The sequence below is a fragment of the Negativicutes bacterium genome (assembly GCA_018052945.1).
Lineage (GTDB): Bacteria > Bacillota > Negativicutes > JAGPMH01 > JAGPMH01 > JAGPMH01.
Map to the genome: position 1 here is coordinate 46941 of JAGPMH010000003.1, position 12364 is coordinate 59304.

Sequence of the window (12364 nt, forward strand, 5' to 3'; positions counted from 1 at the left end):
GTAGAAATACATATTTAGCATCTATTTACTGCAATTGGTTGCTACGTAACTGTCCGCAAGCAGCTTCAATATCACTACCATATTCCAAGCGAATACTAACATTAATACAGTTTTTCTTAAGCTCGTCATAAAATTTTAAAACCGTTTCTTTGAGGCTACGCTGATATTGTGAAAATTCATCAACTTCATTATATGGTATTAAATTTACACTGATCTTTTTGGTTCTAGAGCCAATTAGTTTTGCTAATTCTCGCGCACATTCTAAATTATCATTAATATTTTTAAATAAAATATATTCAAAGGTAATTCTTTTATTACTTCTTTCTAGATAATAATCTACAGCACCCATTAAATTTTTTATGTCATACACCTTATTTACTTTCATAATTTTGCTACGCATTTCATCATTGGGTGAATGTAGTGATATCGCTAAATTTATATTAATATTATCATTGGCAAAGTTTATTATTTGGGGGCTTAAGCCACTTGTCGATACTGTAATTTTGCGACTAGCAATAGCTAACCCGTTTTCTTCCTTTAAAATAGTTACCGCTTTTTTAAAATTTTCATAGTTATCAAACGGTTCACCAATCCCCATTATGACAACATTTGTAACAACTTTAGCACTAGCTATATTTTTTTTAATATATTGATTAGCCACCATAATTTGACTGATAAATTCACCGACCATTAAATCACGTTTTTTCCCTAGCAAACCACTAGCACAAAAACTACACCCCATATTACAACCAACCTGTGAAGTTATACAAAGTGACATTCCGTACTTGTTGTGCATTAGTACGCTTTCTATTAAATTACCATCTGACAATTCTAATAAAAACTTAACTGTTTTATCAGTTGCAATTCTTTTTATCTTAACTTGTGGTAATTGTAAAGAGTACTGCTTTTTAATAGCCGTTAGATATTTTTCATTGACATTAACGCATTCTGCCCAGCTTTCAACTTTATTACGGTAAAGATTTTTCCAAAGTGCTAGTGCATTCCCCTTGGTATAGCCCTCTTTTTCTGAAAATATGATTAAGTCAGGTAAAGTTAAATTGTAAATATATTCTTGTTTCATAACACACCTCTTATTTTGTCCTTAAATTATATTTTATAATAAATTTGTGAAAAATATAATAATCTCTAAAAATTAACATAGAAGATTATTGACAATGATGTTAAAATGGTAATGGAGTTTTTATATCAATATGTAACTATGCTTTACATAGATTATTTTATAGTGAGAGAGGGATATATTTTTATGACAATTAAAGCTTTAACTTCGCTTGATGGACGTTATGGTGCCATAACACAACCATTAGGTGATTATTTTTCTGAATGGGCCTTGTTAAAATACCGCACTCATGTTGAGGTTGAATGGTTAATTACCATGGCACAAAATCCACAAATTAAAGAGGTGCGTTCTTTTAGCGCCGAAGAAATCACATTCTTAAGAAATATCGTTATAAATTTCGATTTAACTTCTGCGGAAAAGATTAAAGATATCGAAAAAACTACTAATCATGACGTTAAAGCTGTTGAATATTTCTTACGCAATACTTTATCAGAAACATCATTAGTTGATGTTATTGAATTTTTACATTTTGCTTGTACTTCCGAAGATATTAATAATTTATCTTATGCTTTAATGATTAAAGAAGGTGTGCAAAAAGTATGGGTACCAGCAGCAGAAAAATTAGTAGCTGATGTTGCCACTAGAGCCGAAAGTTTAAAAGATGTTGCAATGTTAGCTCATACTCACGGCCAACCGGCATCACCAACAACTTTAGGTAAAGAATTAGCAGTATTTGTTTATCGCTGGAATAGACAATTAAAACAAATTGCCAACCTAGAATTTTTAGGAAAATTCAACGGCGCTGTTGGTAACTTTAATGCTCATAGCATCTCTTATCCAGAAATTAACTGGCAAGAATTATCCTGTAATTTTGTTCAAGGTTTAGGCTTACAATATAATCCTCTAACAACACAAATTGAGTCACATGATTATATGGCTGAATGTTTCCACGCTATCAGTCGTTTCAATAACATCTTATTAGATTTTAACCGCGATATGTGGCTATATATTTCACTAAACTACTTTAAACAAAAAGCAATCAAAGGTGAAGTTGGTTCTTCAACAATGCCACATAAGGTTAACCCTATTGACTTTGAAAACTCAGAAGCTAACTTAGGATTAAGCAACGCCTTACTTGACCATTTAGCTAATAAATTGCCAATCTCTCGGTTACAACGTGATTTAAGTGATTCTTCAGCACAACGCAATATTGGTGCCGGTATTGGTCATTCATATTTAGCACTAGTTTATGCAACTAAAGGTTTTGCTAAAACTTTAGAAAATCAAGCAGCACTAGATGCTCACTTAACAAATGCTTGGGAAGTTATTTCTGAAGCTGTGCAAACAGTTATGAGAAAACACGGTCATACTAATCCTTATGATAAGTTAAAAGAAATTACTCGCGGTAAAACAATCGGCGAGGTTGAAATTAAAGAATTTATTAATAGTATTGAATTACCACAAGCTGATAAAGACAGATTATTAGCATTAACACCAAGCACTTATGTTGGTATCGCTGGTAGCTTGCTAAAAAATATTTAATATTATATTTTAAAGGAATTAACCAAAAGTTAATTCCTTTTTTTATTAGCACTTTTTTAAATGAAATATAAAAAAGGACTATCGCTAGTCCTTAATTTCATATGGTGGGCGATGACAGGATCGAACTGCCGACATCCTGCTTGTAAGGCAGGCGCTCTCCCAGCTGAGCTAATCACCCATATTAAATTTGGTGACCCGTAGGGGAATCGAACCCCTGATACCGCCGTGAAAGGGCGGTGTCTTAACCGCTTGACCAACGGGCCATATTAATAACTATTTAAATGGTGGGCCCACCTGGGTTCGAACCAGGGACCAACCGGTTATGAGCCGGTTGCTCTACCACTGAGCTATAGGCCCAAATAAATGGCTCCTTGAGTAGGACTCGAACCTACGACCGATCGGTTAACAGCCGATTGCTCTACCAACTGAGCTATCAAGGAACGTTATCAACGATTAATATTATATAGTATTATTATCGTTTCGTCAATACATTTATCTGAATTATTCTAAGAAATCTTTGAGTTTTTTACTACGACTTGGATGACGTAATTTTCTTAAAGCTTTTGCTTCAATTTGTCTAATACGTTCTCTGGTAACACCAAAACTTTGACCAACCTCTTCTAAAGTTCTAGCTCTACCATCATCTAAGCCAAATCGCAATCTTAAAACTTTCTCTTCTCGTGGTGTTAATGTCTCTAAAACTTCTTCTAATTGTTCTTTTAACAACATAAATGAAGCCGCTTCTGCTGGTGCCGGAGCATCTTGGTCTTCAATAAAATCGCCTAAATGGGAATCTTCTTCCTCACCAATCGGAGTTTCCAGTGACACTGGTTCTTGCGCTATTTTCATGATCTCGCGAACCCGTTCAACTGTTATCTCCATTTCTTTCGCTATTTCTTCCGGTGCCGGTTCTCTACCAAGTTCTTGTAATAATTGACGTGAAACTCTAATTAATTTATTGATAGTTTCAACCATATGTACGGGAATTCTGATAGTTCGAGCCTGATCAGCAATTGCTCTAGTAATAGCTTGTCTAATCCACCAAGTTGCATAAGTACTAAACTTGTAACCTTTATTATAGTCAAATTTTTCTACCGCTTTTATCAGTCCTAAATTACCTTCTTGTATTAAATCTAAAAATAACATTCCACGACCAACATAACGCTTCGCAATACTTACAACAAGACGCAAATTAGCTTCTGCCAAACGACGTTTAGCTTCCTCATCGCCTTCTTCCATTCTTTTTGCCAAACAAATTTCCTCATCAGCCGTTAATAGAGGCACTCTGCCAATCTCTTTAAGATACATTCGCACCGGGTCATCAATGCTGATACCTTCAGGGATTGATAAATCTATATCAATTTCTTCAGAATTATTTTCATCAATTTCACTGTCTTCTAACGGATCATTTTCATTTATTTCATCAACTAGCTCAATACCTTTGCTAGTAAAAACTTCATATATATCATCAATTTCATCAGGTGATAACTCTTCACTTTGTAATACATCCATTATTTCAGCATAAGTTAATACGCCACCACGTTTTTTACCTTTTTTGATTAACTTTTCAATTATCTCCATTGTATTGGAATTGGGAGTAACTTTTTTCTCTGACATGTGCACCCCTCCTTTCTACATTTAACCTTGTTTAAATATTATTTCATTCATTATATATTTTTTTAATCTCATTCTTTATTCGCTGACTTTCTGCTAATTCCTGCAAAAAAGAGCTTTCCCCCATACGTTCTAATTCATCAGCTTTTAACCGATGTTGTTCATACTGATAATTCAAATAGGCTAAGTGAATAGTTTTGAGACAATCATCAATAAATTTCATATCATCAGCTACTTGAAGTTCCGTCATTAAACTACAAGATAGTTCTGCATTAGCTTTTTCCGACAACTGCTGACCAATATTAATTTCATTGAAAGCAAGTTTTTCGGTGGCATAATGGAAAATTATTTTTAAAATTTCTTGATGCTGTTCATTATTTAATTCCGACAAATTTAATTTATCTTTAACATAATCTATTTTGGAATTGTCGTTCCAAAGCACTTGGATTAAGTTGCGTCCTGCCATAATAACAGCATTATCAACAGTTACCATTGAGCGCGTTATAGTGCTAACCCTATTGCCTAAATTCTTATTATTTTTTTGTAAATATTTCTGCAATTCGCTACGGATAGACGCTTCATCAATTCCTAGTTTTTGCGAAATTGCAGCAATGTGCAAATTAACTTCTACTGCATTATCAGTTTCCGCTAAGATTGGCACTAATTTTACTACAACCGCCACTTTTCCTTCTAGTCCAGTAAAATCTATTTCAGACAACGTTTTATCAACTTGATATTCCAATAGCGGTTTAGCACTGTCGATTAATCCTTGAAAAGCTTCAGTACCATATTTTTTTATATAATCATCAGGATCTTTACCATCAGGAATACTTAAAACCTTAACCTTAGCACCAATTTTTTTTACAATAGCAAGCGCTCGTAAGGTAGCATTTTGTCCGGCATTATCACTATCATAAGCAAAAATAAAATTATCAGTATACTTCAGTAATTTCTTGCCGTGTTCTACTGTAAAAGATGTTCCTAACGATGCGATAACATTCTTTATCCCCGCATTATAAGCTGAGATAACATCCATATAGCCTTCAACAATTAACGCCTGATTCTTTTCTTTGATATATTTACCAGCTTTAGCTAAACCAAATAAAGTTTGTCGTTTATTAAAAACGACAGTTTCCGGTGAATTTAAATACTTCGGTAAACTGTCATCCAGAACCCTTCCCCCAAAACCGATTACTCTATTTTTTTCATCTGTAATCGGGAAAATAACTCTATTACGAAAACGGTCATAAATACCGCCTTGTTTTCGCTCCAACACCAATCCAGCCTGCAATAAATCAGTTTCGGTAAAGCCTCTTTTAACAAAAGCTTGCGATAACTTATCCCAATAGTTCGGAGCAAAGCCCAGCTGGAATTCATTAATCACTTCATCTGACAGTCCACGTTTTTTTAAATATGCTGTAGCACTTTTTCCATAATTAGTTTTCGTTAAACACGCAAAGAAAAAGTCCTTGGCAGTCGCATTTATTTTATACAATAAAGATATTTGCTTATCTCTTAATAGCTCTTCTTTGGTTTTCTCTTTTTGCGGTAACGGAAGATTTATTTTTTGCGCCAACATTCTTGTCGCTTCAAAGAAAGTAATATTTTCAATTTTCATTATAAAATTAAAAACATTCCCTCCGGCTTGACAACCAAAACAGTAAAAAAAGCCTTTGTCCGGCGTAACTGAAAAAGATGCCGTCTTTTCACTGTGAAACGGACAGCAACCCCAATAATTTTTACCATTTTTTTTCAATGAAACATATTCAGAAATTATTGCAACAATATCACTTTCTTCGCGCAAACGTTCTATAAACTCTTCGTACGCTATATCTTTCATGTTTTCATCCTTTGTGAACCATTAGAAAACTACCTATCATACTTCTTTTCGATAAAGTTTTACATTTTCCTTCTTTTTTCTCCATTAATATTTTGTTATTTTTTCTTATATTATGAGTATTCAATACAAATTCAAAATATCCTTTTTCAGTATTGACATTATTAACATTTTTTGTTTATACTAGTTATTTTTCTTATGACCTTATTTTGCAACACCTTTTGCCGGAATAAAAATATTTTCAAATAAATTTATGGCATACAAATCAGTTAGTCCCGCAATATAATCTACCACAGTTGTCTTTAAACCATAGCGTTCTTCTCGCTCCAAAAATTCTGCCGGTAACTTTTCTGGTCTTTTCATAAAATAATGATATAAAGTTTCTACTATAAATTGTGCTTTCATTCGGTCTTCTTCTAAATTGATAGAATGATAAATTTTTTCAAACATAAACTGTCTAAATTCAGCCATTGCTAAGGTTATTTCTTCAGACATGGTGATATAGCTTTTATTGGCAGATTGATTAATCATATCTGCTACCATGATTGTAATCATCTGTGAGGTTGTTTTGCCAAATATTTTTCGCACGGTTCTCGGCAACATGGCTTCAGTGATAAGTCCCGCCCGACAGCCATCATCATAATCATGACATAAATAAGCAATTCGGTCCGCCGTCTTAACAATATTACCTTCCAAACAAACCGCATTATCAGCGCCAGTATGATTTAAAATACCCTCCAACACTGCTTTTGTTAAATTAAGTCCTTTACCATTACGTTCCAAACACTCAACAACTCTGATACTTTGTTCATTGTGTTTAAAATGTCCAAGCACTTGTTGCAACGCTTCTTCACCGGAATGTCCAAAGGGTGTATGTCCAACATCATGACCGAGCGAAATCGCCTCTGTTAAATCTTCATTCAATAATAACGCTCTCGCAATCGTCCGCGAAATTTGTGAAACCTCTAAGCTATGTGTCATTCTCGTACGATAATGATCACCGGGAGCAATATAAACTTGAGTCTTATGCTTTAAACGTCGAAAAGCCTTACTATGAATAATCCGGTCTCGATCTCGTTGATACGCCGTTCGATAACAACAATTTTCTTCCGGTATATTTCTTACGGCAGCACTACTTTTCGCGGCATATGCTGATAAAATGTTATGTTCACGTTCTTCTAAAAACTCTCTGACAGTCATAGCACCAACCTCCTTTTTTTAATATTACACATAAAATAAAAAAAGCCTGCCCACAAATAACTTTAATTACTTTTATAAATTATTTTGTTATAATGAGCGTAGAAAGGACTGATGAATTTTGAAAAAAAATATTTTTTTATTATTAACCTTCCTAATTATATTGACAGTAAGCACTTCCTGCTTTGCCGCAAAACCGAAAATAACTGCCGACAATACTTATTTTGACATTAACAATGCCGCCTATATCTTAACCGGTAATGTTTATATTGAAACCGGTGATCGAATAATTACTGCTGATAAAGCCAAAGTTAGTATGTTATCAATGGAAGTTTGGGCTGATGGATCTATCAAGTTAACGCAAAATGATGTTACTTTAACCGGCGACAGCGTCTATGCTAATAACGCTGAAAAAAGCGCCACAATAAGCGGAAATGTTTGTTTAGAACGTAGCAACCTAAAGATAACAGCTGAAACCGCGATATATAATTGGCAAACTAAAATTGCTGTTTTTAAAAACAATGTTGTTGTCGAAAAAGATGGGGCAAGCTCAAGTAGCAATGAACTAAATTATAACTTTACGACAAATAGTATTTTATAAAGATAAGGGTATGATTTTCATCATACCCTTATCTTTATATCACTAACCCCAAACATACATTTATAAGAGGTTAAAATATATGGTTAAGCCATTACAGCTTAACCATATATTTTTATTTAATTTTACTAAAGTCAATTACTTGCATTGTCATCATTGTTATTTTATTTAATAATGCCAAGCGATTATTGCGGATAGCTTCATTTTCATCCATTACCATTACATTAGCAAAAAACTCATCTATCGGTTGAGTTAAATTTACCATTTCATTAATCGCCGCAACATAGTCAAACTCAGCGATCAAAGTTTCAACTTTATCACTAACAACCTGATAGGCCTTGTGAAGTGTTTTTTCAGCATCATTTTGCAGTAAATCAATACTAACGTCTGCACACTCTGCTTTTTTCGCTAAATTACCCACCCTCACAAACGCCTGGATCGCTTTTGGCATTTCATTATTGTCAATAGTTTTCACCAACGCTTGTGCCTTTAAATATGCTAAATACACATCATCAATATTATTTAACGTTGCTTCAATAATATCATAACGAACATTTTCATCAGATAGTACATTTTTGATTCTTAACGCAAAAAACTCTTCAAGACTGGTCAATAAAGTATTTTTTTGTACAGTATCCGTAATGTTAAGTAGTTCCATCGCTTTTTCAGCAATTACTTTAATCGATACATTAAATTTAGCAGCTATCAGAATATTAACAATTCCCAGCGCTTGGCGTCTTAATGCATAAGGGTCTTGTGAACCCGTTGGAATAAGACCACGACTAAACGTAGCAACAATATTATCTATTTTGTCAGCAATACTCAGCATTTTTCCAGCAACAGACTCAGGTAATTCATCCCCAGCAAAGCGTGGTAAGTAGTGTTCAAAAATAGCGTTAGCCACTTCCGGTGTTTCGCCATTAAGCAATGCATATTCTTTACCCATCAAACCTTGAAGCTCGGTAAATTCACAAACCATCCCTGTAACCAAGTCGGTTTTAGCAAGAATTGCGCCTCTTTCTACTGTAACAAGCTCAGTCATATTAGCATCAACTTCACCTAAAATAAAAGCAGCTAATTCTTTTATTCTCATAACTTTATCATAAATAGTGCCTAAGCCTTCTTGGAACACTATCGTTTTAAGTTTATCTAATCTATCAATTAATGGAACCTTACAATCTTCTTCAAAGAAAAATTGTGCGTCAGCCAATCTAGCTCTTAAGACTCTTTCATTACCATGTTGCACAATATTTAAATGCTCAGCCCCCCCATTGCGGACTGTAATAAACATCGGCATTAATGAACCATTAGCATCTTTAACTGGGAAATAGCGTTGATGTTCTCGCATCGGTGTAACAACAGTTTCCGGTGGCAGTTTTAAATATTTTTCTTCAAAGACACCACATAAAGCGGTAGGATATTCTACTAAATATACTACTTCTTCTAGCAAATCTTCAGTAATATCAGCTCTACCATTTTTACTAGCAGCTAGCTCTTCAATTTGCTGTAAAATCATTGAACGGCGAAGTTCTTGATTTACAATAACAAAGTTTTCTGCCATTTTTTCAACATATTCAGTGGCATTATTTATTGTTATTGCACCGGAACTTAAAAATCTATGTCCACGACTAACATTCCCACTTTTCACACCGGCAATTTCAAAGTCAATTACAACATTGTCGAGCAAGCCAATTAACCACTTAATCGGACGAACAAATTTCATTTCTAAATCAGCCCAACGCATATTTTTAGGGAAATTTAAGCTGTTTATTATTTCAACTAATAATTCTGGTAATATTTCCTCAACGTTTTTGCCAGTTTCATTAATTTTTGCATAAACATAATCATCTTTTACAAACAGCTCTTCCACTGCTACATTTTGCCCTCTGGCAAAACCTTGTGCCGCTTTCGTAGCTTTTCCTTCACCATCAAAGGCCACTTTTATCGATGGACCTTTACTCTCAGTCGAAATATCAGCTTGTTTCTCTGCAAGACCTTCAACCATTAGGGCCATTCTTCTTGGCGTTCCATAAACCTTTACAACCTTAAATTGAATTCGTAGTTGCTTTAATTTATCTGTCGCTAAACTTTCTAACTGTTTTAAAACATTCGGCATAAATCTAGCCGGTATTTCTTCCGTTCCAATTTCCAGTAATAAGTTTTTACTCATCTTTTTTACCTCCTTTTAACAGCGGATATCCTAATTCTTCTCGTTGCTTAAGATAACCTTGCGCGCATAGTCTGGCCATATTCCGTACACGACCGATAAAACCCGTGCGTTCACTAACACTAATTGCGCCTCTAGCATCTAGTAAGTTAAAAGTGTGTGAGCATTTTAATACATAATCGTAAGCTGGTAAAACAAAGCCTTGCTCAATTATTCTTACCGCTTCTTTTTCATACATATCAAATAAATTAAATAACAGTTCAGTATCAGCTAACTCAAAATTATAATGTGATTGTTCTACTTCATTTTGATGGAATACATCACCATAAGTAACACCATTAACCCATTCTAAATCATAAACATTTTCTTTTCCTTGAATATACATTGCTAAACGTTCTAAACCATATGTTATCTCTACTGAAACAGGTTTTACGTCAACACTACCAACTTGTTGAAAATAAGTAAATTGGGTGATTTCCATCCCATCCAGCCATACTTCCCAACCTAAGCCCCAAGCCCCCAAAGTCGGTGATTCCCAGTTATCTTCAACAAAACGGATATCATGTTCTTCCGGTTTAATCCCCAATTTTTTCAAACTTTCTAAATAAAGCTCTTGAATATTATCAGGCGATGGTTTCATAATAACTTGAAATTGATGATGTTGAAATAATCTATTAGGATTTTCACCATAACGCCCATCAGCCGGACGGCGTGATGGTTCAACATAAGCTACATTCCATGGTTCCGGTCCTAACGCCCGCAAAAAAGTCGACGGATTCATGGTTCCGGCACCTTTTTCAACGTCATAAGGCTGTGATAAGATACAATTTTGTCCTGCCCAAAAATTTTGTAAAGTCAGGATAATGTCCTGAAAAGTCATCATTATTAATTCCCCCTTATAATAAAAAACAAAAAACACCTCGCCCTGTAACTAGTAATAGTTACAGGGACGAGATGTTATACCCGCGGTTCCACCCTGATTGGCTAATGCCCACCTTATTTTATCACAAGCTTTACTAACTGTTAACAGCGTTCCTCTTGCAGTTCAAGAATGCCTTCACCTATAACTTGTCAAGCTCACACCATCCTTGACTCGCTTTATATTGTTAGGTTACTATTTTCTCTCATCACCATAATGAATTTATTTTATCAAATCAACTATTTAATGTCAACGAACGTTTATTTACAATATCGCGTAAGCAAAACACAATACTATTTTTATCACGATGCGCTTTTATGCAAGCATAACAATTGCCGTGATGTTGACATTGCAACTTCACACACGGACACTCTCCCGGTAAACATTGTGTTTGAGTTTCCATATTTCCCCACCTTCAATACTCTTATTTGGGTAAATTTGTTAACTGATTAATAAAAGCAATTGATTTTAAAGGTTTTTCCAATACAAACGATAAATTACCAATTAATAATTTTTCCGCATCTACCAAAGTTTTACCATTAACGGTAAAACTTTGGGGATTATACCAATCCAATGATAGCAAATGATTGATAAATTCTACTATTTTCAAATCAATGCTCATACTTTCAAACTCTCGACAATCACGACAAACAACTCCGGCTTTTTCATAAGAAAAATGAAAATCATCACCAACCAACTTTCCACAACATAAACAGGAATCATAAGTTGGTTGACAACCACTTTTATTTAAGATTTGATAACCTGCCGCTAAAGCAACCAACCGAGGGTTTTTCTGCGATAATAATTGAATTACCCCTAATAGCAAATCATACATTGCACTGTCTTCTTGCTTATCAGGATAAAATTCAATAATCAATTCTGCTACAAACATTCCATATGCCATCATTTCTAAATCATTACGCACTTGAACATTAGAAAGTTTAACCTCGCAATGTTTTATAACGTCAATATTGTTACCCTCAGCTAAGCTCAATTCTAATTGACTAAAAATTTGCATTGCACCAGCCAGCTTATTTTTAGGTCTACGACAACCATACGCTGCTGCTGAAATCTTTCCGTACTCTTTAGAAAACAATGTCGCAATTTTATCAGCCTCACCAAAGTTTCGCACTGCCAACAATATTGCTTCCGTGGAATAAATCGACATATAAACCCCTATTACTCTAAACTATTACTGGTTTGCCACTTTTTTTAAACATTGACAATAATTCAAATAATCCTCGATACGACCAGTACTCTTAAAAATTCCCCACATAACTTCTTTCAACATCAGACATCTCTCCTTCTCAATCTGGATATTAAAAATATGGAATCATTTATCTATAATATAGAATAACGCATTTTCGGTAAAATATAAAGAGGTAATTATAAATTACCTCTTTATATTTTAC

10 protein-coding genes and 4 tRNA genes are annotated in these 12364 nt (G+C 34.3%); 2 read left to right on the forward strand and 12 right to left on the reverse strand.

Annotated elements, in window-relative coordinates; all coding sequences use genetic code 11:
* Nucleotides 1-25: 25 nt before the first annotated feature.
* Nucleotides 26-1081 (reverse strand): 23S rRNA (adenine(2503)-C(2))-methyltransferase RlmN, encoded by a 1056-nt coding sequence (gene rlmN, locus KBI38_01030; protein MBP8628652.1) that lies wholly within the window; start codon nucleotides 1079-1081, stop codon nucleotides 26-28.
* A 183-nt stretch (nucleotides 1082-1264) separates the two neighbouring features.
* Here rlmN and purB point away from each other — a divergent pair, with 183 nt between their 5' ends.
* The gene (gene purB / locus KBI38_01035; protein MBP8628653.1) at nucleotides 1265-2620 is read left to right on the forward strand and encodes an adenylosuccinate lyase; all 1356 of its coding nucleotides are present in this window, start codon (nucleotides 1265-1267) and stop codon (nucleotides 2618-2620) included.
* A gap of 102 nt (nucleotides 2621-2722) precedes the next feature.
* Here purB and KBI38_01040 read toward each other — a convergent pair.
* The 7 genes from KBI38_01040 to KBI38_01070 all read right to left on the reverse strand — a co-directional run bounded on the left by KBI38_01040 (nucleotide 2723) and on the right by KBI38_01070 (nucleotide 7271).
* Nucleotides 2723-2798 (reverse strand) — tRNA-Val (locus tag KBI38_01040).
* A 10-nt stretch (nucleotides 2799-2808) separates the two neighbouring features.
* A tRNA-Glu gene (locus KBI38_01045) sits at nucleotides 2809-2883 on the reverse strand.
* A gap of 19 nt (nucleotides 2884-2902) precedes the next feature.
* Nucleotides 2903-2977, reverse strand: a tRNA-Ile gene (locus KBI38_01050).
* A gap of 7 nt (nucleotides 2978-2984) precedes the next feature.
* A tRNA-Asn gene (locus KBI38_01055) sits at nucleotides 2985-3060 on the reverse strand.
* A 61-nt stretch (nucleotides 3061-3121) separates the two neighbouring features.
* Nucleotides 3122-4237 carry an RNA polymerase sigma factor RpoD gene (gene rpoD, locus KBI38_01060; protein MBP8628654.1) on the reverse strand — a complete coding sequence of 372 codons (1116 nt, stop codon included), beginning with the start codon at nucleotides 4235-4237 and terminating at the stop codon, nucleotides 3122-3124.
* A 43-nt stretch (nucleotides 4238-4280) separates the two neighbouring features.
* Nucleotides 4281-6074 carry a DNA primase gene (locus KBI38_01065; GenBank protein MBP8628655.1) on the reverse strand — a complete coding sequence of 598 codons (1794 nt, stop codon included), beginning with the start codon at nucleotides 6072-6074 and terminating at the stop codon, nucleotides 4281-4283.
* A gap of 201 nt (nucleotides 6075-6275) precedes the next feature.
* Nucleotides 6276-7271 carry a deoxyguanosinetriphosphate triphosphohydrolase gene (locus KBI38_01070; protein ID MBP8628656.1) on the reverse strand — a complete coding sequence of 332 codons (996 nt, stop codon included), beginning with the start codon at nucleotides 7269-7271 and terminating at the stop codon, nucleotides 6276-6278.
* A gap of 118 nt (nucleotides 7272-7389) precedes the next feature.
* Here KBI38_01070 and KBI38_01075 point away from each other — a divergent pair, with 118 nt between their 5' ends.
* Nucleotides 7390-7869, forward strand: coding sequence for an organic solvent tolerance protein OstA (locus tag KBI38_01075; GenBank protein MBP8628657.1), 480 nt, complete (start codon nucleotides 7390-7392; stop codon nucleotides 7867-7869).
* Nucleotides 7870-7981: 112 nt separating this feature from the next.
* On the opposite strand, the gene KBI38_01080 is transcribed toward KBI38_01075, so the two are convergent.
* From KBI38_01080 to recO, 4 genes are all read right to left on the reverse strand, one after another.
* Nucleotides 7982-10036 (reverse strand): glycine--tRNA ligase subunit beta, encoded by a 2055-nt coding sequence (locus KBI38_01080; GenBank protein ID MBP8628658.1) that lies wholly within the window; start codon nucleotides 10034-10036, stop codon nucleotides 7982-7984.
* A complete protein-coding gene (gene glyQ, locus KBI38_01085) occupies nucleotides 10029-10913 on the reverse strand; it encodes a glycine--tRNA ligase subunit alpha (GenBank protein MBP8628659.1) in 885 nt (294 codons plus the stop codon). Before glyQ ends, KBI38_01080 begins: the two co-directional genes overlap by 8 nt.
* A gap of 274 nt (nucleotides 10914-11187) precedes the next feature.
* Complete coding sequence (locus KBI38_01090) at nucleotides 11188-11355, reverse strand: hypothetical protein (GenBank protein MBP8628660.1); 168 nt, start codon at nucleotides 11353-11355, stop codon at nucleotides 11188-11190.
* A gap of 21 nt (nucleotides 11356-11376) precedes the next feature.
* Nucleotides 11377-12120: a DNA repair protein RecO gene (recO, locus tag KBI38_01095; GenBank protein ID MBP8628661.1), complete on the reverse strand. Its 744-nt coding sequence runs from the start codon at nucleotides 12118-12120 to the stop codon at nucleotides 11377-11379.
* Between the last annotated feature and the right edge of the window lie 244 nt (nucleotides 12121-12364).